Source organism: Rhodococcus sp. OS5 (genome assembly GCF_056837585.1).
The window spans coordinates 4,846,009-4,872,054 of sequence record NZ_CM166368.1 but is presented as its reverse complement, the minus strand read 5'-3'; the positions used below and the strand labels follow the sequence as shown (position 1 = coordinate 4,872,054).

General features: G+C 62.6%; 26 protein-coding genes. 16 read left to right on the top strand and 10 right to left on the bottom strand.

The window, feature by feature from the left end:
* Positions 1–167: 167 nt before the first annotated feature.
* The 3 genes from ctaD to ACVZUB_RS22580 are packed head-to-tail and all read left to right on the top strand — an operon-like array spanning position 168 to position 2,916.
* Positions 168–1,922 (top strand): aa3-type cytochrome oxidase subunit I, encoded by a 1,755-nt coding sequence (ctaD, locus tag ACVZUB_RS22590; protein ID WP_020970441.1) that lies wholly within the window; start codon positions 168–170, stop codon positions 1,920–1,922.
* A 45-nt stretch (positions 1,923–1,967) separates the two neighbouring features.
* The gene (locus ACVZUB_RS22585; protein WP_003939892.1) at positions 1,968–2,441 is read left to right on the top strand and encodes a MarR family winged helix-turn-helix transcriptional regulator; all 474 of its coding nucleotides are present in this window, start codon (positions 1,968–1,970) and stop codon (positions 2,439–2,441) included.
* Positions 2,442–2,496: 55 nt separating this feature from the next.
* Positions 2,497–2,916: a DUF5313 family protein gene (locus ACVZUB_RS22580; protein ID WP_042451127.1), complete on the top strand. Its 420-nt coding sequence runs from the start codon at positions 2,497–2,499 to the stop codon at positions 2,914–2,916.
* A gap of 9 nt (positions 2,917–2,925) precedes the next feature.
* Here the strand turns inward: ACVZUB_RS22580 and ACVZUB_RS22575 are convergent, their stop codons facing one another.
* The gene (locus ACVZUB_RS22575; RefSeq protein ID WP_397517594.1) at positions 2,926–3,954 is read right to left on the bottom strand and encodes an NAD(P)/FAD-dependent oxidoreductase; all 1,029 of its coding nucleotides are present in this window, start codon (positions 3,952–3,954) and stop codon (positions 2,926–2,928) included.
* A gap of 33 nt (positions 3,955–3,987) precedes the next feature.
* On the opposite strand from ACVZUB_RS22575, the gene ACVZUB_RS22570 reads away from it, so the two are divergent.
* Together ACVZUB_RS22570 and ACVZUB_RS22565 are read left to right on the top strand one after the other, a co-directional pair.
* Positions 3,988–4,614, top strand: coding sequence for a helix-turn-helix domain-containing protein (locus ACVZUB_RS22570; RefSeq protein ID WP_007727793.1), 627 nt, complete (start codon positions 3,988–3,990; stop codon positions 4,612–4,614).
* Positions 4,615–4,670: 56 nt separating this feature from the next.
* Entirely contained in the window at positions 4,671–5,129 is a 459-nt protein-coding gene (locus ACVZUB_RS22565) for a GNAT family N-acetyltransferase (RefSeq protein WP_007727787.1), read from the top strand.
* Positions 5,130–5,141: 12 nt separating this feature from the next.
* Here ACVZUB_RS22565 and ACVZUB_RS22560 read toward each other — a convergent pair whose 3' ends face one another.
* The 6 genes from ACVZUB_RS22560 to ACVZUB_RS22535 all read right to left on the bottom strand — a co-directional run bounded on the left by ACVZUB_RS22560 (position 5,142) and on the right by ACVZUB_RS22535 (position 10,784).
* Positions 5,142–5,678, bottom strand: coding sequence for a P-loop nucleotide/nucleoside kinase family protein (locus ACVZUB_RS22560; RefSeq protein WP_054781217.1), 537 nt, complete (start codon positions 5,676–5,678; stop codon positions 5,142–5,144).
* Positions 5,679–5,741: 63 nt separating this feature from the next.
* Complete coding sequence (locus ACVZUB_RS22555; protein WP_003939865.1) at positions 5,742–6,536, bottom strand: MHYT domain-containing protein; 795 nt, start codon at positions 6,534–6,536, stop codon at positions 5,742–5,744.
* A 40-nt stretch (positions 6,537–6,576) separates the two neighbouring features.
* Complete coding sequence (locus tag ACVZUB_RS22550; RefSeq protein WP_003940118.1) at positions 6,577–7,164, bottom strand: GTP-binding protein; 588 nt, start codon at positions 7,162–7,164, stop codon at positions 6,577–6,579.
* Positions 7,145–7,519: a DUF742 domain-containing protein gene (locus ACVZUB_RS22545; protein WP_007727785.1), complete on the bottom strand. Its 375-nt coding sequence runs from the start codon at positions 7,517–7,519 to the stop codon at positions 7,145–7,147. Before ACVZUB_RS22545 ends, ACVZUB_RS22550 begins: the two co-directional genes overlap by 20 nt.
* Positions 7,520–7,524: 5 nt before the next feature.
* A complete protein-coding gene (locus ACVZUB_RS22540) occupies positions 7,525–7,941 on the bottom strand; it encodes a roadblock/LC7 domain-containing protein (RefSeq protein WP_003940329.1) in 417 nt (138 codons plus the stop codon).
* Positions 7,938–10,784, bottom strand: coding sequence for a HAMP domain-containing sensor histidine kinase (locus ACVZUB_RS22535; protein WP_311093799.1), 2,847 nt, complete (start codon positions 10,782–10,784; stop codon positions 7,938–7,940). The genes ACVZUB_RS22540 and ACVZUB_RS22535 overlap by 4 nt, the downstream gene beginning before the upstream one ends.
* Positions 10,785–11,062: 278 nt before the next feature.
* Between ACVZUB_RS22535 and ACVZUB_RS22530 the strand changes: the two genes are divergently transcribed.
* Positions 11,063–11,548, top strand: coding sequence for a DUF6630 family protein (locus ACVZUB_RS22530; RefSeq protein WP_251014185.1), 486 nt, complete (start codon positions 11,063–11,065; stop codon positions 11,546–11,548).
* 4 nt (positions 11,549–11,552) lie between these two features.
* Here the strand turns inward: ACVZUB_RS22530 and ACVZUB_RS22525 are convergent, their stop codons facing one another.
* On the bottom strand, positions 11,553–12,995 hold the full coding sequence (locus tag ACVZUB_RS22525; protein WP_482627781.1) for a phospholipase D-like domain-containing protein: 1,443 nt from the start codon (positions 12,993–12,995) through the stop codon (positions 11,553–11,555).
* Positions 12,992–14,095, bottom strand: a complete 1,104-nt coding sequence (locus ACVZUB_RS22520; protein WP_058037849.1) for an NAD(P)-binding domain-containing protein — start codon at positions 14,093–14,095, stop codon at positions 12,992–12,994. Before ACVZUB_RS22520 ends, ACVZUB_RS22525 begins: the two co-directional genes overlap by 4 nt.
* 112 nt (positions 14,096–14,207) lie before the next feature.
* Between ACVZUB_RS22520 and ACVZUB_RS22515 the strand changes: the two genes are divergently transcribed.
* The 3 genes from ACVZUB_RS22515 to ACVZUB_RS22505 all read left to right on the top strand — a co-directional run bounded on the left by ACVZUB_RS22515 (position 14,208) and on the right by ACVZUB_RS22505 (position 18,698).
* Complete coding sequence (locus ACVZUB_RS22515) at positions 14,208–14,939, top strand: enoyl-CoA hydratase (RefSeq protein WP_003940192.1); 732 nt, start codon at positions 14,208–14,210, stop codon at positions 14,937–14,939.
* A gap of 62 nt (positions 14,940–15,001) precedes the next feature.
* Positions 15,002–16,117 (top strand): MBL fold metallo-hydrolase, encoded by a 1,116-nt coding sequence (locus ACVZUB_RS22510; protein ID WP_081558270.1) that lies wholly within the window; start codon positions 15,002–15,004, stop codon positions 16,115–16,117.
* A gap of 76 nt (positions 16,118–16,193) precedes the next feature.
* On the top strand, positions 16,194–18,698 hold the full coding sequence (locus ACVZUB_RS22505; RefSeq protein ID WP_003940410.1) for a cation-translocating P-type ATPase: 2,505 nt from the start codon (positions 16,194–16,196) through the stop codon (positions 18,696–18,698).
* A gap of 6 nt (positions 18,699–18,704) precedes the next feature.
* On the opposite strand, the gene ACVZUB_RS22500 is transcribed toward ACVZUB_RS22505, so the two are convergent.
* A complete protein-coding gene (locus tag ACVZUB_RS22500; protein WP_003940053.1) occupies positions 18,705–19,847 on the bottom strand; it encodes a GGDEF domain-containing protein in 1,143 nt (380 codons plus the stop codon).
* A 180-nt stretch (positions 19,848–20,027) separates the two neighbouring features.
* Here ACVZUB_RS22500 and ACVZUB_RS22495 point away from each other — a divergent pair, with 180 nt between their 5' ends.
* The 7 genes from ACVZUB_RS22495 (at position 20,028) to ACVZUB_RS22465 (ending at position 26,036) form a co-directional block, all read left to right on the top strand.
* Complete coding sequence (locus tag ACVZUB_RS22495) at positions 20,028–20,219, top strand: antitoxin (protein WP_003940164.1); 192 nt, start codon at positions 20,028–20,030, stop codon at positions 20,217–20,219.
* 121 nt (positions 20,220–20,340) lie between these two features.
* Positions 20,341–21,987, top strand: coding sequence for a Na+/H+ antiporter (locus tag ACVZUB_RS22490; RefSeq protein WP_003939739.1), 1,647 nt, complete (start codon positions 20,341–20,343; stop codon positions 21,985–21,987).
* Positions 21,988–22,002: 15 nt separating this feature from the next.
* Positions 22,003–23,220 carry a lipase family protein gene (locus ACVZUB_RS22485; protein ID WP_064074002.1) on the top strand — a complete coding sequence of 406 codons (1,218 nt, stop codon included), beginning with the start codon at positions 22,003–22,005 and terminating at the stop codon, positions 23,218–23,220.
* A 4-nt stretch (positions 23,221–23,224) separates the two neighbouring features.
* Positions 23,225–23,611, top strand: coding sequence for an MmcQ/YjbR family DNA-binding protein (locus ACVZUB_RS22480; protein ID WP_007727762.1), 387 nt, complete (start codon positions 23,225–23,227; stop codon positions 23,609–23,611).
* Complete coding sequence (locus ACVZUB_RS22475) at positions 23,608–24,825, top strand: sensor histidine kinase (RefSeq protein ID WP_030534943.1); 1,218 nt, start codon at positions 23,608–23,610, stop codon at positions 24,823–24,825. The genes ACVZUB_RS22480 and ACVZUB_RS22475 overlap by 4 nt, the downstream gene beginning before the upstream one ends.
* Before the next feature lie 51 nt (positions 24,826–24,876).
* Positions 24,877–25,668, top strand: coding sequence for a LytR/AlgR family response regulator transcription factor (locus tag ACVZUB_RS22470; RefSeq protein WP_003939723.1), 792 nt, complete (start codon positions 24,877–24,879; stop codon positions 25,666–25,668).
* Complete coding sequence (locus tag ACVZUB_RS22465) at positions 25,665–26,036, top strand: membrane protein (RefSeq protein WP_003939880.1); 372 nt, start codon at positions 25,665–25,667, stop codon at positions 26,034–26,036. Before ACVZUB_RS22470 ends, ACVZUB_RS22465 begins: the two co-directional genes overlap by 4 nt.
* Positions 26,037–26,046: the final 10 nt, after the last annotated feature.

The following is a 26,046-nucleotide window of genomic DNA, read 5'->3' as shown; positions in this document are numbered from 1 at the left end:
CGCCGCCTGACTTTATCTCACCGAAATCTGCAAAAGGTTGCGTACGTTCGGTTTTCGATAGTTGCTCACGTCGACCACACTTAGTTTGTGCATTAACTATTAACATGCGATATGGTCGTGCGGAAAGTTCTTGAGGCGGTATCGAGCACGAAAGAGGACGCGCGAGCATGACGACAACGGTGCCGGACGAGCGGACCGGAGAGTTGGAGCCGATTCCGGAGCGGCCGTACCCGAAGCGCCGTGATCCCAAGGGGTCGTGGATGTTCGACATGATCAAGACCACCGATCACAAGAAGATCGGGATCATGTACATGATCACGGCTTTCGTGTTCTTCCTGATCGGCGGCCTGATGGCCCTGTTCATGCGTGCGGAACTGGCTGTCCCCGGGATGCAGTTCCTCTCGAACGAGCAGTTCAACCAGTTGTTCACCATGCACGGCACGATCATGTTGCTGCTGTACGCGACGCCCGTCGTTTTCGGCTTCGCGAACTACATACTTCCGCTGCAGATCGGTGCCCCGGACGTGGCGTTCCCGCGTCTGAACGCATTCGGATTCTGGCTCTTCACTTTTGGTGGTCTCATCGTTCTCGGCGGATTCCTCACGCCGGGCGGCGCTGCCGACTTCGGTTGGACCGCGTACACCCCGTTGTCGGGCGCGGTGCACAGTCCCGGCGTCGGCGCCGACCTGTGGGTCTTCGGTCTGACGGTCGGTGGCCTCGGCACCATTCTCGGTGCGGTCAACATGATCACCACCGTGATCTGCCTGCGCGCACCAGGTATGACGATGTTTCGGATGTCCATCTTCACGTGGAACATCTTCATCACCAGCATTCTGATCTTGATGGCGTTCCCGCTCTTGACCGCTGCGTTCATGGGTCTGTTCGTCGACCGTCATCTCGGTGGGCACATCTTCGACCCGGCGTCGGGTGGAGTTCTGTTGTGGCAGCACCTGTTCTGGTTCTTCGGTCACCCCGAGGTGTACATCATCGCGCTGCCGTTCTTCGGCATCGTCTCGGAGATCTTCCCGGTCTTCAGCCGTAAGCCGATCTTCGGGTACACCGGATTGGTCTATGCGACACTGGCGATTTCAGCTCTGTCGATCGCGGTGTGGGCTCACCACATGTACGCGACGGGTGCTGTTCTCCTGCCGTACTTCTCGTTCATGACGTTCCTGATCGCCGTGCCGACAGGTGTGAAGATCTTCAACTGGATCGGCACGATGTGGAAGGGGCAGTTGACCTTCGAGTCGCCGATGCTGTTCTCGGTCGGCTTCTTGATCACCTTCCTCTTCGGTGGTCTGTCGGGTGTCATTCTCGCGAGCCCGCCGATCGACTTCCATGTCACCGACACGTATTTTGTCGTCGCCCACTTCCATTACGTGGTCTTCGGTACGGTCGTGTTCGCCACGTACGCCGGTATCTACTTCTGGTTCCCGAAGATGACCGGTCGCATGATGGACGAGCGTCTCGGCAAGTGGCACTTCTGGACCACGTTCGTCGGTTTCCACGGCACGTTTCTCGTTCAGCACTGGCTCGGCGGCGAGGGGATGCCGCGTCGCTATGCCGACTACCTGCCCTCGGACGGGTTCACGGTGCTGAACTCGGTGTCCACGATCTTTGCCTTCGTGCTCGGTGCCTCGACGCTTCCGTTCATCTGGAACGTTTTCAAGAGCTACCGCTACGGCGAAGTTGTCACCGTCGACGATCCGTGGGGTTACGGAAACTCGCTGGAGTGGGCAACCACCTGCCCGCCGCCGCGTCACAACTTCACCGAGTTGCCGCGCATCCGCAGTGAGCGTCCGGCGTTCGAGCTGCACTACCCGCACATGGTGGAGCGAATGAGGGCGGAAGCGCACGTGGGTCTCACCGGGCAACCCACGTCGACGTTGGAGAAGAGTGACGATCATCGCCAGATTGATTAGTGCAATAATAGTTGCTGCACTAATTAATCTGATAACATCGGATTCATGACGACGAAGGCTCCGCAGACGCAGATGGATGATCCGCTGGCTCTCGACCGGCAGGTGTGCTTTGCACTTGCGGTCGCGAACCGGGCGGTGCTGTCCGTCTACCGGCCACTGCTCGAGCCGATGGGCCTCACGCATCCCCAGTACCTGGTGATGCTGGCACTGTGGGGAAAGTCGCCGATGGCGGTCAAGGAAATCGGGCAGGCACTGCAACTCGATTCGCCGACGCTGTCGCCGCTCCTCAAGCGACTCGAGGCGTCCGGGCTGATCACGCGAACCCGTAGCCGCGCCGACGAACGGCAACTGGACGTGGACCTCACCGAAGCCGGTGTGGCACTGCGCGCGGAGGCGGAGAAGATCCCGCCGGCGGTTGTCGCGAAGCTCGGCGTCAGCCTCGCCGAACTCGAAGAACTCCACAACGTTCTGACGCGGGTCAACGAGGCCGCGCTCCGCGCCGGAGCCTTGGACCAATGAGAGAAATGTGATGACTGCATCCGAAAGAAACGTGATGACTGCGTCAGTACCGTCGATGCGTACCGAACAGGTGACTTCCGTGACTTCCAAAAAGCAACGTACGAGCCCGAATCCTCTTCAGTGGTTGGGTTATTCAGTGGGGCGCAAGCTGCCCGATTCGATGCAGGACTGGGTACGAAACGACCTGATCGGTGACTGGGCCGTGCCGCGTCACCTGATCCGAAGCATGGTGCCGTTCATTCCAGTGTTCGCGGCTTTCATGCTCTTCCCCGGACCGTGGGCCCTGCGGGCATCGATGGTGCTGCTCGGAGTGCTTCTGGCACTGTTCTATTCGGTCTCCTACATGGCTCAGAACAGGTCGCGTCGCCTCGAGCGTCACGGTTTGCCTTCCGACCTCGAGAACCCGAAGAAGATCTCGCGCCACGACGCCGAGAAGGCCGCCTACGAGAAGTTGCACGGCGGCCCCGCGACGTAGACACCTCGGTCACAAGCCGTGGAGGGCGCTGCCGCCGTTCAACTCGCAGACGCGTTGCTCCACGGTCGCCGAGAAGCCCCCTTCCGGCTCGGTCGAACGGAGAGCCGATTCGACATCTTGCTCGACCAGATATCCGTTGATCGCGATTGCCGCGGTCGAACCTGCCGCCGCAGCATTGATTACCTGGGCGCGAGGGTCGACGACGTTGCCGGCGCCCCAGATACCAGGAACACCGGTGGCGCCGGAACGATCGACAGCCACGAATCCCGTGGGGCTGGTTTTGCAGCCGAGTCGCGTCAGATGTGCGTCGTTCGGAACGAAACGCGGCGCAACGAACAGTGCTGAGCGCGCAACAAGTTGGCCGTTGTCGAGTTCGACGGCTTTCAGTTTGCTTTTCTCGCAGACCAATCCAGATACCGATCCGTCGGCAACCGTCACTCCTCGGGCAGCCAGTCGCGCGCGTTCGTCGGGGGTGAGCGAGATCTTGTCGGGGAAGAACGTCACATCCGACGACCACTGTCGGAGTAGAAACGCCTGGTGAAGTGACATCTCGCGAGCGTCGCCGCCGAGAACGCCGATCGGTTGGTCGCTGATCTCGTACGCATGGCTGTACGGGCAATGGAGCACGCTTTGTCCCCAAAGCTCCTGGATGCCTGGTATTTCCGGGAGTGAATCCCGTAGACCGGTGGCAACCAGCACAGTACGAGTTTCGAGCGTCGTGCCTCCTGAAAGTTCGACGACAAAGCCGGGTTCGATACCGCGCCAGGAGATGTCGACTACGTCATCTTGTGTCAATTCCACTCCGTACGTCTGCAATTCGCTGCGTCCGACGGCGAGCAACTCACGTGGCGCCATGCCGTCGCGCGAGAGGAAGCCGTGCATGTGTGCTGCCGGTGCGTTGCGCGGTTTGCCGGAATCGATGAGGGCGACCGAGCGCCGAGCACGACCCAACACCAGGGCTGCGCTGAGTCCGGCGGCGCCACCGCCGACGATCACGGCGTCGAGGATCTCAGTTTCAGTGTGTGTTCGCATGAGCACAGATTGCTCGCGGAGGGGGTTCTTCAGCAACTAATGTTGCCATTTCTGGGAATCGTCGTCAGACTCGGCACCATGAATGTCAACGGTCCGCACATCGATGCCGCCATCTCGCAGATCGGCGCGCGCCTCAAACGCATTCGTACACAGAGGAACGTCACGCTCACAGCGCTGTCCGAGTCCACCGGTATTTCGAAGAGCACCCTGTCGAGGCTCGAAGCGGGGGAGCGTCGCCCGAGCTTGGAGTTGCTGCTTCCGATCGCGCTTGCCCACCAAGTGCCGTTGGACCAACTGGTGGCGGCACCGCAGGTCGCCGATCCACGCATCCAGAGTGCGCCTCGAAGCGTCAGTGGGCGAACGGTATTGCCGCTGACTCGGCAACCGGGTGGGTTGCAGGCATTCAAGATGACCATCCCGGCAAGCCAGACGGAACCGGATCCCCAAGTGCACGACGGCTACGAATGGCTGTACGTGTTGTCGGGGAGGTTGCGGTTGGTGTTGGCCGATCACGACATCGTGATGGGTACGGGTGAAGCTGCTGAATTCGACACCCGAAACCCGCATTGGTTCGGCAGTGACGGGCGCGGCCCGGTCGAGGTACTGAGTCTGTTCGGCCCCCAAGGAGAACGCATCCACGTTCGGGCCAGGCCTTCGGCGAAGTGACGGACAGTCATACTTTCATTCGATGCTGCCGGAAGCGAAGAGGACAGTGAGGGTCTGTGCGAATCGAAATTGACGACCTGAGTCGGGATGCGGTCCGTGCTCTACTCACCGAACATCTCGCCGACATGCACGCGACCTCGCCCTCGGACAGCGTTCACGCGCTGGACGTCACGGGGCTGATGGATATCTCTGTGACCATGTGGACGCTGTGGAGCGAAGGTGACGAGTTACTCGGTTGCGTCGCGCTCAAGGAACGGTCGTCGGCGGGCGGCGAGATCAAGTCGATGCGAACGTCATCGGCAGCAAGGGGGCGTGGCGTGGGAACGCGACTTCTTCAACACGTCGTGGACGAGTCGAGACAACGAGGTTACCGGCAACTCGAATTGGAGACCGGTACGCAAGAGTTCTTCGATCCAGCTCGCCGGTTGTACGCGAAATTCGGGTTCGTGCCTTGTCCACCGTTCGGGAACTACCGCGAAGACCCGAACAGCGCATTCTTCGTTCTCACCTTGTGAGCAGCTCGCACGCTACAGCATCTTTGCTGTGATGCGTCGTACTGCACTGTCGGAGTCCATGATTGCGGTGTCGAGCACCAGCCGTTCCGTAGTCCACGGCTCGTAGTCTCGATCCAGAATTTCCTGCCACGTCGGTGGTACGAGATCCGGGATGTCGACGACTCGCCGTTCAGCGCGTCTGCGATGCTCGTCGGGATCCGAACAGATGACCTCGACACCGAGCAGGCGCGCCGAATTATGTTGTGCGGTAGCGGACCAGGCGTCTCGTGTCGCCTCGACGGGGTTGACGCATTCGACCACGACCGAAAGTCCGAGTCGCAATTGTTCGGCGGCGAGCGCGTACCCGGTGATGTATCCGGCGGTCCCGGACCCGTCAGCGATACCGCTGCGGATCAGCGCCTGTTCGATGGTATCGATCCGCACGAAGGGGATTTGGTGACGCTGCGCAAGCGCCCGCGCGATCGTCGACTTGCCGGTGGCCGGCAAACCACCGATCACGACGAGCGTTGCGCGAGTCGATGGCTGGGGGTTGTGTCCGGCATCCACCATCCCCGAAATGTACGGGGCGTTGTCGATTTACGTGAACTCGCCCCGTACTCGCCCCGTACTCGCTCAGTTCGAGATCGCGAACTCTCGTGCTTCGAACGCCAGATCGTCGGCGGCGGATTCCATTCGTGCCGTCGCGCGGTTGGGTGCTGTCAGCACTGCGACAATCGGAACTGCCAACGCCAGCAGGCCGAGAACGAAGACAGGGAAGAGGAATGAGAACACTTCGAGTCCCTGTGGCGCCGGGGCTGCCGCGTCGTGAACAACCTCGACAGCGGCCATTCCGGTGTAGTGCATACCGACGACAGCGATGCCCATGATGATTCCGGCGACAAAACGCAGAATCGTGGACTCGAGCACCATGGTGAACCACAGTGCAGCGGTTCCGGCGACGACTGCGATGAGAACCGACAGTGCAACGAAGAGCAGGTCGTAGTGGATCTCGCCCTGAAAGCGCAAGGCGCGCATACCCGTGTAATGCATGATGTTCACGGCGAGACCGGTTACCACGCCCCCGATCAGAAGCCGCGTCCAGCGAAATTCGGTCCCGATGATCAGCAGGCCGACAAACACGGCCCCTACTGAGATGATCGCGGAGATCACGGTCCATCCGAGGTTGTATCGAATGGGACTGCCGGGGACCGCGAAGCCGAGCATGGCGATGAAATGCATGAGCCAGATGGCGACGCCACCGATCGACAAGGCAGCCATGGCGAGCCATCGCATGCGTGTGGCGGTTGTCGTCGCGGACGCTGAATGCCTGGTGCACGCCAGGCCGACTACCGACCCGACCACGGACACGACGTAGGCGAGTCCGAGCAGCCAGATTCCCATCGAGAAATGGTGCATTTCATCCGACATGCCAGTTCCTTTCGGCGACGATTCGCATCTGGTGATTCATCTAGACGACTGCTTCAGCTGCAAGTCGTTCGAGGGAGTATTCGGTGACGGCGATCAGCGCGCGTTTGGCTGATTCGCGGTTTCGGGCGTCGATCTCGATCATGGGAACCCGGTTGGGTAGAGCCAACGCCTGGCGGAGATCGCTCGCCGAATGGATTGGTGCGCCGTCGAAACGGTTGACCGCCACGATGAACGGGAGGCCTCGCGCCTCGAAGAAGTCGACTGCGGCGAAGCTGTCTTCCAGGCGACGCGTGTCGACCAGAATGACCGCACCGATCGCACCGGTGATCAGGTCGTCCCACATGAACCAGAAGCGGCGCTGTCCCGGGGTTCCGAACAGATAGAGGACCAGGTCGTCGGCGAGAGTGATGCGCCCGAAGTCCATCGCGACCGTCGTGGTGCTCTTGTCGGGAGTGGATCCGAGATTGTCGATACCGTCGCTGGCGTCGGTGACCATGGCCTCCGTGCGAAGGGGGACGATTTCGGAGACGGTCCCCACAAGTGTTGTCTTGCCAACACCGAAACCCCCGGCGATCACGATTTTTGTCGATTTCACGCGAGACGATGAGTCAGAGTGCCCGAAGTCCACTGAGGGTCCTTTCGATCAGTTCGCGTCGCTCGACTCGAGATGCGTCGCTTCGCAGAGTGGCATGTATTTCCAGTGATCCGGCTACTACGAGGTCGGCGACCAGTACCCGCACGACTCCGATCGGAACACCCAGGTGGGCAGCGATCTCGGCAACCGAGATCCGCTGCTCGCAGAGTGCGACGATCGATGCACGAATATCCTGCGGTGCAAGATTGTTCGAGACCGCGTCTTCGATCGTCGCGATGATCGCTTCGAGTGGGAGGTCGATGGACGGCAGGGTCCGACCTTCGGTGAGCGCGTACGGCCGGACCAAGCTCGGTTCGGCGTCGTCGTACTCGGATTGATGGTGAGGCATCGAACTCAAATACCCTGCGATGTTCTCGGGGCAATGTCCATGGTGGTGCCGACGCGATCGACGAGAGTCGCCATTTCGTAACCGATCTGGCCGATGTCGCATCCGGCGACAGCGAGAGCGGCAAGGTAAGCGCCACTACCGACGCCCATGAGAAGCAGGTAGCCGTTCTCCATCTCGACGACGGACTGCATGACGGCTCCACCGTCGAAGAGGCGTGACGCCCCCGCGGACAGGCTGGCGAGTCCGGAAGTGACAGCGGCTAATTGATCGGCCCGATCGAGCGGAAGATGTGTGCTCGAGGCCGTCAACAACCCGTCGGCTGAGACGATGATCGCGTGACTCACACCCGGCACGTCTCGGGCAAAAGCCGATACCAGCCAGTCGAGTGCGCGGGGAGTCTCTTGGGCTCCGACAGTGTTCACTGTTCTCCTTCATCGTTGTGCAACATCGTGGACGATTCGAAAGACTGTCCGCCATCGGGCTCATGGTCGGCGGCGCGCCGACGCCCTCGTTGTACGCCGGATTGGTAACTGCTCCAACCACGTTGGACGTCCGCCGGATTGGATGCATGGCGCTGTGTCGTTCCGCCTCTCCCGACGGCACCGGGAACCAGGCGGGCTCCGCGGTCTCGAATGGGAAGTCCGGAATCGGCGATCTTGGTGACCGGCATCTCGAACGAGGTCCGAGCGGCCAGCCAGCCTTGATCCGCGTCGGTGGTCCAAGCACTGCCGGTGGAAGCAGCTGAAGTCTCCGCCGTCGGGTCCACGAGCCACTCGGACACCATCCGGGCGAAAATCGGCATCGTGGTCGGGGCAGCGAGTACGCCGTTCGAGTTGCCCTCTCCCGCGCCGTCAGCGCGCGCCGATGCGCGAGCAGAGAGCCCGTCACGGGTGCGCGAGGAGAAGAACGCCGCAGTATTTGTCGGCGTCGGGGCTGAGAGCCGGTGCCGTGGCGGCGGGGTTGTCGACGGGTGTGGACCCACCGGGATCTCGGGACCCTGTGCCGGCGAGGTGAATTCCGGCGAAGGAGTACGCACGGGAAGGGACGTCGATGCGCTTGTGCCTTCGGGATCGGGCAGAGGAGCGAAGGACGACACGGAGGTGGCGGGTGCAGCAGTGGTCGGAGTCGAGGTACTGACCGCCGGTACTCCACTTGTGCCCGGAGTGCGACGTGGCAACCCCGAAGGCGCTGTTGTCGTGGGAATGGATTGCGGTGTGATCGGGGCGAACGTCTCAGTCCGGTCGGTGCTGTTGCTGGGCGTTCGACGCGGGAGATCTGCGAAACTTCTGGTCGCAGGCCGCGGGGGTGCCAATTCGGTCGGGACGGGCTTTGACCAGGACGGTTCAGACGGTGCGGGCGGCGGAGTCCGATCGAGCGTGGGCACGGGTCCGGTTCGCGGCGTGCGGATCTCGGGTCCCCGAGAAGAATCGAGTATCGACGTCGGTAGGAGCACCGTTGCGGTGATGCCGCTGTGCGTCGACGACGTTGCCGTCGGGCGCAGGCGCACAGAGATGTTGTAGCGACGACTGATTCGGCTCACGACGAACAAACCCATGCGACGCGCTGTATCCGCGCTCATCTCGCCGCCGGCGGCGAGGCGCTCGTTGGCATCGAGGATATCGGCAGGCGACATGCCGATACCGAGATCTGCGATCTCGACGATCATGGAGCCGTCGATGGTGCGGGCAGCGTTGATGGAGACGGTGGTCTCCGGCGGGGAGTACCGCAGAGAATTGTCGAGCAGTTCAGCGATGAGGTGAACGACGTCCGGGGCAGCATGACCGGTGACGACTCCGGGCGGTATCTGCCCGAGTTCGACGCGTCGATATTCCTCGACGCCTGATACCGCCGCACGAAGGATATCGCCGAGAGCGACGGGGGCGGTTCTGGCGCGGCGTACATCGGTTCCGGCGAGAACCAACAAGTTGTCGCCGTTTCTACGCATTCTCGCGGCGATGTGGTCGAGCCGGAACAGATTCTCGAGGCGACGAGGGTCGTCTTCGTCCTGCTCCAACTGTTCGATCAAACCGAGTTGCTGGTCGACGAGGGACTTGTTACGCCTCGACAGCGTTTCGAACATGTCGTTGACCTGGCGCCGCAGGGTGGCCTGCTCGCCGGCCAGCGTGATGGCCTGACCGTGCATGTCGTCCACCGCGCGTGCAAGCTCGCCGATTTCCTCGTGGGTGCGGATCGGTACACGGGCGAAGTCGACGTCGTCGATACTGGCACCTGCGCGAATTCGTTCGATCGCGTCGGGGAGTCCGCGTCGTGCTGCTTGCAATGCGGCAAATCGCAGCCGACGGATCGGATCGATGAGCGATCGGCTGATGACGAGGGCGATGGCCAGTGCCAGCAGGACCGCGCCGAGCACGATTGCAGTGTCACGAAGTGCTGCGGTTCGTGCTGCATTGGATTCAGCGGTGACGGTATCGCCGAACTCGGTGACGGTGGTGTCGGTCAGGCTGTTGTACTGGTCGTTTCCGGATTTCAGATCGGTACCGACGCGGCTCCCCAGAGGAGAGGTCGACGGGGTTGATCCGAGTGCGTTGATCCGGTTCTGAGCGGAGTTGCTGAGGGTCCGGACGGTGTCGTTGCTCCCGTCGATGGCGAGAATGTTGTTCAGAGCGACCAGTTCGGCACCGGCGGCACTGACCATCGAGGTACGAGCCTGCTGGTCCGGATCACCTGAGCCGAAGAGGATTCGTTGTTCGGCCAGTGCTCGTCGCGCATCCCAGAGTGCTGAGAGTCGGCCACCCTCTTCGCGCAGCGCCGGACGCTGAGAATGCTCGACGACGCTGGTGAAGGTGCTCGAGAGTGCGCGAGAGACTTCGCCGACCCGCGAAACCAAGCGTGCGGGAGCCACCGCGCCGGCGGCGACCTCCTCCGTGATGGAACGGCTCTCTGCGAGCGCCGAAGTCACTTGGTCGTTGAGATCGTCGTCGGACTGGAACGCGCGCGCGGCGTCGACCAGTTGATCCATTGCGTCCGAAACCGCTTGTGTGGCGGGGCCGGTGTCAGTGCGTGCCGATGCGGCTTCGGCGAGCTCGTACAGCGCGGATTCGAGATTGATCGCGGCGGGCACAGCGAGGGCGCGCTCGGACGAGGAACTCAGCTGTGCGGCTTCTTCGAGTTCCGTCTGAACGCGAAGGGCTCCGAGGACGACGGCGACGATCATCGGCAATGCGAGAACGGCGATGACCTTCCATCCCAGGCGCCATTCGCCGATCGACCACCAAGAGGTTGTCGTGTGTGAATCGTGTTTCATGCGGAACATGGCCCCTTCACGTCAACCCCCCGTGGGTCATTGCCCGAACCCCTTCGATCCGGTTTGACCAGAAGGGGTAGTTAGCTGAACGGTAACAGACTGTTCGCTGGCTCGCTACATCGCAGTTGGCTTCTCGGATCGCCGATGACTATATCCGGATTGTAAGGCCAGGTGAAAGGGTAAACGGACAAGTGCGGCGAATGGGATAGCCGGAAAGTCCAATTTGGTAGCTCGGCGAGCGGTGTTGCCCGGGAATTCGTGGAACTGCTCGCGACGCGTTGCGCGCGATCGCCGAACTGCTCGCCCCTGACAGCGCTGTTGTCATCGATCGTGTGACTCTCGCGATCGACCAACCGGAACGGTATGTCGAAGTACAGAACGAGTTGTACTCACAGACGCTCGAGAAGCCACACCCGGAAATGGCGTGGTTTGCTCTCGTCGACGCATTGCACGAACAAGAACGCCTGGTCTGGGTGGACTGGAACGAGGATGCTGCCGAGGTTCTGGGTCAGCTGCGAGTGCTCACGTCGGCGCCGGCGGGATCGTGGGAGTGGTCGGACAGTCTTGTCGTGGCCTTCGATCGAGCTGCCGGACTCGAATCGCTTCTCGCCCGTATCGGCGACAACATCACCGATACGGGCGTTTCACTTGCCTGGCTCGACAGCGACAGCGATACGTTTCTCCTCGCGCTCGTCCCGAGTGTTCACGGTGCAACGCTCGTCGAACTCGCGCTGGCAACCGGGCACTGCGTGCGCGTGTTCTAGAGTCTCAGCGTTTGCCGAGCAGGCGGCGCAATCCTTCGATTCGATCGCTCAGTCTGGGCGGCGTGCGCTCGGGATCCATCAGTGCATTTTCAGCGAGCACGTGGTCTTCGCCGTCGACTGTGTTCCGGTCGAATTCGCGCAGACTGCGAGCGGCGGAGGTCGAGAGAGCGCGAACCGTCGACAACAGTGACTGCTCGCCCAACGCGTCGTCGACTTCTTCCTCGGTGACGTCGAGGTGCTCGCTGAGTAGGTGGCGCCTCAATCCGATGATCGAGGCGCGCAACTCGACATCTGCGTCGTCGTCGGATTCGACGGCGATGTCGCACTCGGTGTCGAAGCCCATCGAACGGTTGTTGAGATTCGACGACCCGATTCGCAGGAGGCGATCGTCCATCACGAGAACCTTGGCGTGTACGTAAATAGGTGCGCCAGAAGAGGTCACGGGATAAAACGCACCGAAACGGTCGTGGATATCGGCCGACCACAGCAAATGCAGCAGGTCGTGGCGTGCCCCGTCCATCGCCTTTTGTTCGAGCCATCCATCGGCATTGCGGGGAATGACCAGAACGATTTCCGGCCCGTCGGCCTCACGTAGACGCGCGGCAATCGCCTCGGCCAGCGTGCGTGATGCGAGGTACTGGCTTTCGATGTACAGCGTGTGTTCGGCGCCGGCGATGGCCGCGAGATACAGCGCCTCGATCTCACGAACCTCCGCGCGCTCGCCGAGTTCCGGCAATGTTCTGGCGACGGCTACGTCGACCACCCGCAAGGTGGGAGCCAAATTGACGGGCCACGGAGTCGCAGTGCTCTTGACCGGTGTCAGATCCTCGCCGGTTGCGGATTTCCAGCGTGCCCGCGCCAATTCGCCGATGGCCGCAGCCGCATTGCCGTCGACCGCCGTGGTTGCGTCATGCCAAGGGCCGTAACGCCTTCCGCTCGGCGTGATTCGATAATTGTTTCGGTCGACGTGATCCGAGGTGTCCCAGCGGTCCACAGTCATGTCGATGCCGCCGCAGAACGCCAGAGCGTCGTCGATGACGATGATTTTCTGATGGTGCGCCGCACCAACCGGGTGGGCGCCGTCGATCTCGAACCGTAGGCGCTCGTCGGTCAGCCAGTTGGACACGAAGACGGGAGTCATGCCGCGGCCGATTGCGGTGAACGCGCCGATGTTCCATTTGAGTACGAGGATTTCGAGGTCGGGTATCTCGCGGACGAGCCAGCGGAGGAACATTCCCAACCGGTTGGGGCCGTCGAGAGTCTGCTCGCCTGGTTCGAGTTTGATGCGCGTGTCGAAGTCCCAGCCGATCAACATGATTCGCTTTTCAGCTTGCAGCATTGCGGACTTCGCATGATGAAAGTAGTCAGCGGCGTCGACGATGCAGGCAAGATTGTCCGCCGGTTCGATGCGCCAGCAGGTTTCGCCCGGAACAAGGATTCTGTTCATTCGCCGATTCCCAGGTACGCGGTCAGTTCGCGCGCTGCCGCTTGGCCGGCGCGGTTGGCTCCGATCGTCGACGACGACGGTCCGTATCCCACCAGGTGCACGCGAGGGTCGGCTTCGACCTGCGTGGCGAGGCGCCCGGTCATCGGGATTCCGCCACCCGGTCCGCGCAGGTGCAACGGCGCCAGGTGATCGAGTGAGCTACGAAAACCGGTGCACCACAAGATGACATCGGCGTCGGCGACGGTACCGTCGGCCCATTTCACGCCGTTCGGAAGAATTTCGGAGAACATCGGCAGTCGATTCATCACACCACGCTCACGTGCTGCCCGGATGGCAGGCGTTACCGGGAGGCCGGTCACCGAGACAACGGATCCCGGTGGCAGGCCGCGTCGTACACGATCTTCGACCATGGCAACCGCAGCGCGGCCGATGTCCGGCGTGAACGGCTCGTCGCGGAACTCGGGTTCGCGCGGCGTCACCCAGGTAGTGGTCGTGACGCGTGAGATCTCGTCGAGCAGTTGGACAGCCGAGATCCCGCCGCCGACCACGACGACATGTTTGCCTTCGAACTCGGCAGCGGTTCGATAGTCCTTCGTGTGCAGTTGTCGGCCACGGAACGACTCGGCCCCGCGATAGTGGGGGATGAAGGGCCGCTCCCAGGTCCCCGTCGCGTTGATCAAGCCTCGCGCCGCGAATACTCCCTGGTCGGTCTCGATCCGCAGGCGCTCTTCCCTCGGACACACCACTCGCGTGTGTACCGGGCGGTGGACGGGAAGTTCGAATTGCTTTTCGTACAGTTCGAAGTAGTGGGGGACCGCCACCGATGCAGGCACCTGTTCGGCGTCTGTACCGGTGGTTTCCGCGAAGGACATTCCCGGGAGGTCATGGACGCCGTTGACGGTGCTCAGTGTCAGGCTCGGCCAACGGAACTGCCACGCCCCGCCCGGCCCCGACGCATGATCGAGCACCACGAACCCCGATTCGGGCTCGATTCCGAACTTGCGCAGGTAGTACGCGGCGGAGAGTCCGGCCTGTCCGGCGCCGATCACCACCACGTCAACCGGGTGTGGTTGCTGTGCGGCAAGGTCGTCTGTACTCATCGGTAATCTAACCTCCTGATGTACAGAACTTAGCTGCAGAGAAGTATGCGGACGGTATCGGCGCCTCGGAACATCCCTGTGTCGAGCCTTCCAGAAACGAAAGTGAGCGGACATGATCGGGTTCTCCCGTGACGGCAACGTCGTGACCATCGAGTTGCAGCGTCACGAGCGTCGTAATGCGCTCAGCGCGGAACTCTGCATCGCAATACGGGACGCGATGAACGCGGCGGTAGCCGAGCACGCGCACGTCGTCGTCATCACCGGTGAGGGATCGGCGTTCTGTGCAGGCGCGGACCTTTCCGGCGACGTCTACATGGAGGGCTTCACCGATCGTCTGTTCGAGATGCTTCGCTCTATCGACACGGCGCCCATCCCCGTCATTGCCGCTGTCAACGGTCCGGCCATCGGCGCGGGCACGCAACTGGCCATCGCGTCGGATCTTCGCGTCGTAGCGCCGAGCGCTCGCTTCGGAATCCCGGCCGCCACCCTCGGTGTCTCGGTGGACAAGTGGACGATGCGTCGGCTCGCGTCGCTGGTCGGCGGCGGTCCCGCGCGCACCATTTTGCTCGGCATCGAACAGATCGGCGCCGAAGAAGCCTTCACTCGCGGCCTCGCCAACAAAATTGGAACCCTCGACGACGCTCAGGAATGGGCACACCGCATTGCAAATCTCGCACCGCTGTCGTTGCGGCACATGAAGATGGTTCTCAACGACGACGGCACCATGGAGGAGCAGTCTCCCGAGCAGCTCGACGCGCTTCACGCCGCCTGGCTCAGCGAGGACGTCCAGGAAGCCCGCGCTGCCCGCATCGAGAACCGCCCTCCCGTATTCAAGGGTAAGTAAAGCTGGTTGCAGGGAAAACAGGCGCCGGGCACGCAGGGCAGATAGTGGCTACGCTCGTCTGAATGAAGAAGACGACGGTTCTCGGAGTTGCTGCTGTTGCCGCGGCGACGGGGTGGGTGGCGCGAGCCGCATGGGGCATCCCGACGCAGATCGGGGCCTCGCGAAACACGGTGCAACCGTATGCGGCGATGTCCCCGCGATACCGGGACCGCCAGTTCCACAACTCGGAGCCCAGCAGCACACTGGTTCCGGGCACCGATGTCGGAATGTTCAAGTCGATGGCCACGCGAGGGTCGACGGGTCGGCCGCGTCGGCCGATTCCGTTGGCCACTCCGCTGGCACCGGCGGCAGCCGGCGACGCGGCGGTGACGTGGTACGGCCATTCGAGCGTTCTCGTCGAGGTCGACGGCTACCGCGTTCTCGCCGATCCGGTGTGGAGTGAACGCGTATCACCCTCGGCCACAGTAGGTCCCGCACGCATGCACCCCACTCCGGTGGCTTTGACCGAACTGCCTGCAGTGGATGCGATAGTCATCTCTCACGATCACTACGACCATCTCGACATGGCTACGGTCAAGACCCTGACTCGTACACAGACCGCTCCGTTCGTCGTGCCGATCGGTATCGGTGCGCACCTGCGGCACTGGAAGGTGCCCGAGAACCGGATCGTGGAACTGGACTGGGACGAGTCGACCAAGATCGGCGACCTGGTCCTCACGTGCACGGAGGCTCGTCACTTCTCCGGTCGTGGCCTTGTCCGGAACACGACCCAGTGGGCGTCGTGGGTATTCGCCGGGCCGAAGCACCGGGTCTTCTTCGGTGGTGACAGCGGATACACATCACGTTTCGAACAGCTGGGTGAAACCTATGGGCCTTTCGATCTGACGCTTCTCCCCGTCGGTGCGTACGACGTGCGCTGGCCGGACATCCACATGAATCCGGAAGAGGCAGTGCAGACGCACATCGACCTCAACAAGGGCGACGGGTCGCGCGGTGTCTTCGTCCCGATTCACTGGGCGACGTTCAACCTCGCGTTTCACTCGTGGTCGGAGCCGATCATTCGCCTCGACGAGTCGGCTGCAGATGCGGGCACAACAGTGTCGGTCCCGATGCCGGGCGGCAGGATCGACGCGTTGTCACCGACACCGCCGTCGAAGTGGTGGATACCGCTGGGCTGAGCGGCGAAGTGTCGCGGACGTGGTTGCCTGTCGAGTCGCACCCTGATTAGTTGCTCCGGGTGCGTAATCTTTGACCATGGCTCACGAGCACACCAGTTCAGAAGAGACAGCAGTGGCGGTAGCGCCTGAGCGATTGCCGGACGACGTCGACGTCGCCCGCGGTCTGACCGCCGATCAGGTTGCAGCAAGGATCGCGTCGGGACAAACCAACGATGTACCGGACCGGGCGTCCCGCTCGGTCAAGGACATCATTCGCGGCAACGTCTTCACTCGCATCAACGCGATCCTGACCGTGTTGTTGGTGATCGTGCTCGCGACGGGTTCGATCATCGACGGCATGTTCGGACTGCTGATCATCGCGAACAGCGGTATCGGCATCATCCAGGAGATCCGCGCCAAGCGCACGCTCGACGCTCTGGCCATCGTGAGTCAGGCCAAGCCCATGGTCAGGCGTGACGGCGTCGCCGTGGCGATGGCGCCCAAAGATGTTGTGCTCGACGACATTATCGAACTCGGATCCGGTGACCAGATAGTAGTCGACGGTGAGGTGGTCAGTTCGGCTGCACTCGAGGTCGACGAATCGCTGCTCACCGGTGAGGCCGATCCGGTTCACAAGGCGAGTGGCCAGCAAGTGTTGTCGGGCAGTTTTGTTGCCGCGGGCAGCGGTGCATACCGCGCCACCAAGGTCGGCGGCGATGCATACGCGGCCAAGCTGGCCGAAGAGGCGAGCAAGTTCACCCTCGTGCATTCCGAACTGCGTAGCGGCATCGACAAGATCCTGAAGTTCATCACCTACCTGATGATTCCGGCGGGTGCGCTGATCATCTTCAATCAGCTCTTCACGATCGGCCTGCCGATCCGACCGGCACTCAACGGCATGGTGGCAGCTCTGGTTCCGATGGTTCCCGAAGGCCTTGTGCTCATGACGTCCATTGCATTTGCGGTCGGTGTGATCCGGTTGGGCAAGCGCCAGTGCCTCGTTCAGGAGTTGCCGGCGATCGAGGGTCTGGCCCGTGTCGACGTGGTGTGCGCGGACAAGACCGGAACGCTGACCGAGAACGGCATGCGCCTGTCCGAGGTCGACGTCGCACCGGGTGGATCGGGGGAGACTGCGGTCAAGTCCGCGTTGAGCGCGATGGCCGCGTCCGACCCTCGCCCCAACGCGAGTGTCCTGGCGATTCGCGAGTCTCTCTCCGACGACTCCGGGTGGGGCGAAGCGACAGCGGTGGCGCCGTTCTCCTCGGCGAAGAAGTGGAGCGGCCAGTCGTACGGCAGTCACGGCAACTGGGTACTCGGTGCCCCGGACGTGCTGCTCGATCCCGACTCGGAAATGGCCCGCAAGGCCGAGGAAGTGGGTTCGAGCGGACTTCGTGTCCTCATGCTCGGCAGCAGCGACCTCCCCGTCGACGACGCCGACGCCCCTGGCACCGTCACCCCCGAAGCTCTGGTCGTGCTCGAGCAGAAAGTGCGCCCGGACGCCCAGGAGACGTTGGAGTACTTCGCCAGCCAGAAGGTCGCGGTCAAGGTCATTTCCGGCGACAACGCGGTTTCCGTCGGCGCCGTTGCCGGATCCCTCGGACTCGAAGGCGGCGACCGCCCCATCGACGCGCGAGAACTGCCCAGCGATCAGGAAAAGCTGGCGGACACTCTCGACGGAGCAACGACGTTCGGTCGAGTGCGACCGGATCAGAAGCGGGAAATGGTCGCGGCCTTGCAGTCTCGCGGACATACCGTCGCGATGACCGGTGACGGCGTCAACGACGTGCTCGCCCTCAAGGACGCCGACATCGGAGTCTCGATGGGGTCGGGCAGCCCGGCTACCCGAGCCGTGGCCCAGATCGTGCTGCTGGACAACAAGTTCGCGACGCTCCCGTACGTCGTCGCGGAAGGCCGCCGAGTGATCGGCAACATCGAGCGTGTGTCGAATCTGTTCCTGACCAAGACCGTCTACTCGGTGGTGCTTGCGTTCCTGATCGGCATCACCGGCGTCCTGTCCCAGGTCTTCGACTTCGAACCGCTGCCGTACCCGTTCCTGCCCCGCCACGTCACGATCGCAGCGTGGTTCACGATCGGTATCCCGGCCTTCATCTTGTCTCTGGCACCCAACAACGAGCGCGCGCGAACCGGTTTCGTCTCGCGCGTGATGCGTCTGGCGTTGCCGTCGGGCCTGATCATCGGCATCACCACGTTCATCTCCTACGTATTGGCTTACCAAGGCCCGGACCAGACGGAAACCCAGAAGATCCAGGCCGGAACCAGTGCGCTCATCACGTTGATCATGATCGCCGTGTGGGTTCTGGCCGTCGTGGCTCGGCCGTACGTCTGGTGGAAGCTCGTTCTGATCGGCGGGTCGGTGGCCGGATACCTCATCCTGTTCGCGCTGCCGTTCACCCGCGAGTTCTTCAAACTGGATCCGAGCAACGTCGCTGCGACGACGCTCGCGATCACCCTCGGCGCGATCGGCGTTGTACTCGTGGAACTCTCGTGGTGGATCAGCGCACGCCTGCACGGGGAGAAACGAAAGATGTTCGCGACACCCGACGACCTGCCCGGCGAGCATCACCATGCCCACAGTGAGTGAGTAGTTTCAGCGCCTGAACATCTGCACCCAGGCAATGCGATCGCCGCCCCGCTTCTTGGCTCGGTACATCGCATTGTCTGCGTGCTCGATCAGTTCGTTGACAGCCCGATCCGGTAAGTCCGTCTCGGGACTCAGATAGACACTGACGCCGGTACTGGCGGACACAGGATAGGGATCGGAGTCGGACGAAACCGCCGAATGTATCTCGGTGGCGACCTGCTCGATATCTCCTCGATCGACTCCGCGCAGGACGACGAACTCGTCTCCACCGATTCGAGCCACCACCGCATCGGGGCCGGCGGCAGCGATGAGGCGGTCGGCGACAGCGGTCAACGCGTCGTCGCCCGCGACGTGCCCGTGCGTGTCGTTGAGGTTTTTGAACGAGTCGACGTCGATGAGTAGTGCGATCAGAGCCTGCGTTCGATCACTGCGCAGCAGATGCTGTGCCTCGTCCTGGAGTCCGCGGCGATTGAGTGTCGCGGTGAGGTAGTCCCGGTGGGCGTTGCGTGCGTCGTCGGTCAGGCGCAGCCAGACGATCTGCAGAATCCATGCGGTGGAGAAAACCACACCGGCAACCATCAGATAGAGATTCACGACCACCCAGTCGTCGTTGACCGGCTCGGACATCGCCATGGCAGCGAGCGTCGTGCAGACAGCAAGAGCCCAACCGATGTGGCTGATGGCAACGCGAGGGCTGTGAACTATCGCCGCATAGAAGCCGATCATGATGAACAGGATGCAGCCGATGGTTCCGACGAAAGCGGTGCGTACGGCGAAGAAGAGAGTGACGGCGAGCCACAGGTCGGCCCAGACGACAAAGGCCACGGATTGTCGCCAAGTTGGCCACGATTCATTACGCGCCCAGCGGTAGCCCGCATAGGCGCCACTGATAGTTCCGAGGGCGAAGATCGACCGCGCCAGGGCGGTGTCGGAACCGAAGCGGCTCAACTGCATGGTCGCCGCGATCAGGGCGAAGAGAAAACACCACACCGCGACTAATTTGCGTCCGGGAACGGTCAGCCCGCGAGTGTCGAGGAATCGGGGGAGCCAGGTGTAATCGGTGCGATCCGACCACCACCGGGACAGCAGTTCACGCGTGGGGTAGGGGTCGCTCCCCGTCCCGCGCAGTCCTGCATTCAAACCGGGCACCTGTCGATGTCGATGGGTGGTCAATCAGCTATTGGCGGGTTAACGCTACCTCGAGTTGCGCACGGCTCGAACGCACGGACCTGCTTTCTGGCGCAGAGGCCGTCGACCTGTGAGAATCGAAGGGCGCGGAGGAACGATTCCGCCGAAGGATGTGCGTTAGCACCGGGAGAGGACACGGACATGGGTTTCTTGGACAACGTCAAGGGATTGGTCGAAAAGGGCCAGGAGCTCGCAGCGGAGAACTCCGACAAGGTTCACGACGCTATCGACAAGGTCGCCGACATCGCCGACGACAAGACCGGCAACAAGTACGGCGATCAGATCGACAAGGCAGCTGAGGCCGCCAAGAAGGCTGTTCCCGAAAAGCAGTAATACCGGATTCGGCATACCGTTTTTCGGTAGCACCGTTGCTCAGGGGCCCGTCACCGAAAAGGTTGCGGGCTTCTGTGCGTCCGCTAGGTGAACTCCCAGGGTCGGCGGGCAGAATGAACGCGTGAACTTCACCTGGATTCTGCTGGTCGTCATTGCCGCCATCGCAGTCACCGGGCTGTCCAATCGACGAAACCTGCAGGCTCCGCTGGTTTTGGTGACGGTAGGTTCGGTCGCATCCTTCATACCCGGTATGCCGCGGCCGGAACTCGATCCCCACGTCATTCTCGGTGTGGTCCTGCCGCCGCTTCTCTACTCGGCCGCTCTGAAATTCTCGGTGGCGACCTTCAAACGCAACTTGGCCCCGATCTTGCGCCTCGGCGTCGGAATGGTGTTGGTGACGGCGTTCGTGGTTGCCTTCTTCGCCGAATGGATGGTGCCCGAGTTCACGATCGGCGCCGCCCTGGTGCTCGGGGCCGTGATCGCGCCGACCGACGCCGTCAGCGCGGTGGCGGTCGGTCAGAAGCTCGGGCTCCCGAAACGGGTGATCGCCATCCTGACGGGCGAGGGGCTCGTCAACGACGCCACCGCGCTCACGCTCTTCACCGTCGCCGTCGCAGCAGTGACCGGAACGCGAATTGCCACCGATTCGCCCCTGTTGTTCTTCGCGTACGAAGTGATCGGCGGCGTTGTCGTCGGCTTGGTGCTCGCGTTTGTCGTCAAGTTCGTTCGTGCCCGCATGTACGACTCTCCACTGGAAACCGGCTTGGGGTTGGTGCTTCCGTTCGCTGCCTACCTGGCCGCCGAAGAACTACACGCGTCCGGTGTTCTGGCCGTTGTGGTCGCTGGTCTGGTGATCGGGCACTATTCGACGGACGCGTCGATCATGACGCGATTGCAGGAGCGCTCGGTGTGGTCGAGCCTGGACACTCTTCTCGAGATGTTCGTCTTCGCATACATGGGGCTCCAGCTGAGCTTTGTGATCGACGATGTTGTCGCCGACGGACTTCCGGTGCTTCACGTGTTCGCGTACGGTCTCGCAGTCCTGGCCGTTGTCATCGTGATTCGGCCGGTGTGGCTGTTCCTGAGCTACTCGCGTGTGCGATTCGGTGTAACCCTGCGCCGTGATCGCGAGAATCAACTGACGTGGAAACAGAATCTGGTGGTCTCGTGGGCTGGAATGCGCGGCGTCGTCACTCTTGCTGCGGCCGGCGGTATCCCGTTTGCACTCTCGTCCGGCGAGCCGTTCCCCGGACGCGGCGTCATCCAGGCGATCGCGTTCATCGTCGCGGTCGGGACATTGCTCATCCAGGGATCTACCTTGCCGTTCATGATCCGTCGCCTCGACGTCGCGGATCCTTACGAGCAGTTGCGCACGCAGGAACAGATGGAGTTGGCCCGCAACATTTCTCGCAAGGCGGGAGAGAAGGCGTTGGCAGACGCGGCCGCGCACCCTCCGCCGGGGATCGACGGGAAGGAACTGCAGGCGATCGTCGAACGCGTACGACGCTCGATGCAGGCGAGGCTTCAACTCCAGGAGGTCGACGAGGACGCCGATCGCGAGGCCGCCTTGTGGAATGCGGGAGCTCTGTTCGACAAGTTCCGGCATCAGTCACTGCGCTCGCAACGAGTTGCGCTGATCGCCGCACGTGACGACGGAGATCTCGACGACGAGGTATTGCGTACCGTATTGGAAGGACTCGACATCGAAGAGGCCGCAGCAGAGGAACGTGTCAGGCGTCGCCGAGCAGGTAGCGGTGCGGGCAAATAGAGGGGAACACTGCGTATGACTGTTCGGAGTTCGAGGGTTCGCGCAGTCTGGGGAGTCGTGGTGGCGAGCGCACTTCTCGTGAGCGTCGGCTGCGGATCGGATGCCTCGCCGGATGTCTCCGTCACCGACACCTCGACCACGACAACCCCGTCGGTCGAGAGCAGTGCGCAACGTGGCGTCGTGTTCGACAGTGAACCCTTCACCAGCACAGCCGAAGTGGCGGCGTCCGGAGCAAGCGCGGTGAAAATCCTGTACGGCTCCACCTCCGGTATCGACGGCCGAGAGACTCAGGTGTCGGGAACGGTGTTCACGCCGCCTGGAACTCCGCCGGAGGGCGGTTGGCCGATCGTCTCCATCGGCCATGGCACGACGGGTATTTCGGACGACTGCGCGCCGTCGGCCTCGCCGACCCTGTTCGGCACGATCGGCCTGGTCGCGCCGTTCCTCGACTCGGGATACGTGGTCGCTGTCTCCGACTTCGAGGGCCTCGGCACTCCGGACCCGCATCCTTACCTGCAACCGGACACCGCGGCGTTCAACGTCATCGACGCGGTTCGAGCGGCGCGCAACGTCGTTCCGGACACCTCGACTCGTTGGGCAACTCTGGGGCTGTCCCAAGGCGGGCAGGCATCCTGGGCGGCAGCCGAGGAAGCCGACACCTACGGCGACGGACTCGAATTCGTCGGTGCAGCAAACCTGTCCCCGGCAGCGGACATCTCGCCGATCATCTCGAGTGATTCCGAGGTGAATCTGTCACTGCCTCAGCAACTGCTGCTGCCCTATGTACTCGAAGGGCTGTCCCTCACCCATCCGGACCTCGAACGAACCGACTACGTGCGCGGCGCATTCGAGCAGAACTACGACCTGCTCACCTCGTGCCTGACCTCTCGGGCGACGGAGAAGTTGGGTCTGGTCGGAAAGGTGACGCCCGCCGACACGCGGCCGGCTACCGCCGAGGATGCGGACCGAATTCACGCGTGGCTCAGCGATGTTGCTCTTCCCCGTCAACGCGCGAGCGGTCCGATGTACGTAGTCGTCGGTACCAATGACAACCTGATCCGTCCGGAATGGACCGAGGCGGCAGTCGAACGCGCCTGCGCCGGCGGTGACGTCATCGAATTCCAGGCGCGACCGGGTGAAGGTCATGCGGACGGCGCCGCTGTGCCGGGAGCTGTCGCGTGGGTGAAGGATCGATTTGCAGGTGTTCCGGCACCGAATACCTGCGGGTCGTGAATCGATGACGCCGTTGGAGCGAATCCGCGCTCTTGCACTGGCATTGCCGGAGGCGACCGAGCGGGTCAGCCACGGTGAAGCGTCGTGGTTCGTGCGCAAGGCGCCGCAGTTCGTCACCATGGCAGATCACCACCACGACGATCGCGTCGCGATCTGGGCCGCGGCCCCACCTGGGGCGCAGGCAGATTGGGTCAGTCGTGACCCGTCGAGGTTCTTCGTCCCTCCGTACGTGGGTGGCCGGGGATGGATCGGCGTGTACCTCGACGTTCCGAGTGCCGACGAGACCGAGGACGAGAAATTCTGGAACGACGTAGCCGACGTCGTCGAAGATGCGTACCGCACGGTGGCTCCGAAAACACTGATACGGAAACTGGACGAGGACTCGCCTTGAGTCCGGCCGTGGTCGCGCTTCTCAGCGTGCTGATTCTCGCAGTGGCCGGGGCGCTGACGGCTGTGTGGATGCGCACCAGACGTGAGGTGACCACCCCCACCGAACGTGCAGTCCATGCCGCTCTCCATACGGCTTCGCTTGCCGCGCGGCCACTTCGGCGTGGACTCGACGAGAATTCGGCCGCCGAGGCGGCGCCTCACCTACGCGAGCTGACCGGCGGCTCCGGTCTGGGCCTGGCAGACGCGTCGGGAAACCTGTTGGCGTGGGACGGCCGTCACGAAGCGTTGTCCGAACAATTCCATGACGCCGCCATTCGTGCGATCGAAGGCGAACGCCGGGTACTCGTCACGCACTCGGACCTGGTGCGCGGACCGAGCGATCACCATGTGCGAGCGCTGATCGCTCAGCCCCTGCTGATCGAGGACATCGGCGTGGTCGGCGTACTGGGAATCGTCACCAGCGAGGACCCGTGGCCGGGAATGCTCGGAGCGGTCACCGAGGTCGCACGATATGCCTGCAGTCAGATCGAACTCGCCGACCTCGACGCGTCCAGAGCCCTGTTGGATCGAGCCGAAGTGCGTGCCCTGCGCGCACAGATCAGTCCTCATTTCATCTACAACGCGCTCAACACGGTCGCATCGTTTGTTCGAACCGATCCGGCGCGGGCCAGAGAACTGATCCTCGAGTTCGCGGACTTCACGCGGTACTCGTTCCGATCTGCGGGTGAGTTCACCCTGCTTGCCGACGAGTTGCGCAACATCGATCGTTACCTGACCCTCGAACGCGCGCGATTCGGGGAGGCTCTGAACGTCCGCCTTCAGATAGCACCCGAAGTGCTCAACGTGGTTCTTCCTTTCCTTGCCCTCCAGCCGCTGGTCGAGAACGCGGTTCGTCACGGCATTTCGAGTAAGCCGGAGGGCGGGACCGTGAGCATCGTGGCTGCGGACGAGGGACCGGACTGCATCATCAGCGTCGAGGACGACGGTGTGGGGATGGACCCCGAACTACTGCGCTCCGGTTCGCTCGACGCCATCGAGTCGGGATCGGGGCGACCCAGCGCACGAGAAGCTGCTCACGTCGGTTTGGCCAACGTCGACGACAGACTTCGTGCCGCGTTCGGCAACGACTACGGACTCGTGGTGGAGACAGCGCCGGGTGCCGGTACGAAGGTCAGCATGCGTGTTCCCAAGTTCAAGCAGGGTATTCACGTCTGATTCTCGCCTTCGATGATCAGGCTGAAACCGTCGTGGGAACATGGACCTGTTGTGAACGAGACTGACACTGATGCCCAGCTGACCGTCCTTGCCGTCGACGACGAGAAACCAGCCCTCGACGAGCTGGCCTTCTTGCTGCGCGCCGAGGACTCGGTGGCGCACGTTCACACGGCATCGGATGCGACGACAGCGTTGCGGATACTGCGCGGTGGAAGCATCGACGCGGTGTTTCTCGACATCAACATGCCCGGACTCGACGGTCTCGAACTGGCCGGCATCCTCTCCAATTTCGCGACGCCACCGCCCGTGGTGTTCGTGACAGCGCACGACGATCGAGCGGTTGACGCATTCGATCTCGGCGCCGTCGACTACCTACTCAAACCGCTCCGGGAGGAGCGTCTCGCTCAGGCCGTTCAGCGGATCGTGGGGCTCGCCGGGCGCACCAAGAGTGAGAGCAAACCCGAAGCTGCGCCCACGGACGAGGTGATCCCGGTGGAACTGGGCGGTGTCACGACGCTCGTTCAGCGTTCCTCGGTGGAGTGGGTGGAAGCCGACGGGGACTACGCGCGTTTGCACACCGCTGGAAAGTCGCACCTGGTGCGCATCCCGATCTCGACGCTCGAATCACGCTGGGCCGACGCGGGCTTCTTGCGTGTGCACCGCTCCTACCTGGTGTCTCTGGCGCTGGTCACCGGCATCCGCACAGTAGGCAGCGGTTTGGTGGTCTGTCTGCGCCCGCACGGCGACAAGCCTCCCGTCGAGCTTCCGGTCAGTCGCAGACACACCCGTGAACTCAAGGATCGACTGGTTCGTGCGCCCAAGCAGAGTTGGTTGTCGCGGTGACGTCGCAGTCCGATCCTCCGCAGCGTGAGCGCGTTGTGTTGGCGCAACGTAGTGGCGCACGGATCGTGCGAACACGGGTGGAGGTGCAGGAACAGACCGAAGTCGGTGACGCCATGATCCGCGGTCTCGTTCGCGCGCAGTTGGGACTGGCGATTCGCCTTGCCGTCGTCGCAGCCGGGCTCCTGTGTGCGGTACCGCTGCTGACGCATCTCTTCCCGACGCTGTCGGAGGTCGCGGTCCTTGGCATCCGGTTGCCGTGGCTCGTGATGGGCGGCGCCGTGTATCCCTTGCTGTTGACGACCGGTTGGGTGTTCGTGCGTCGTGCGGAGCGAAACGAGCAGGACTTCAACGACATCGTGGACGACTGAGCGCGGCACT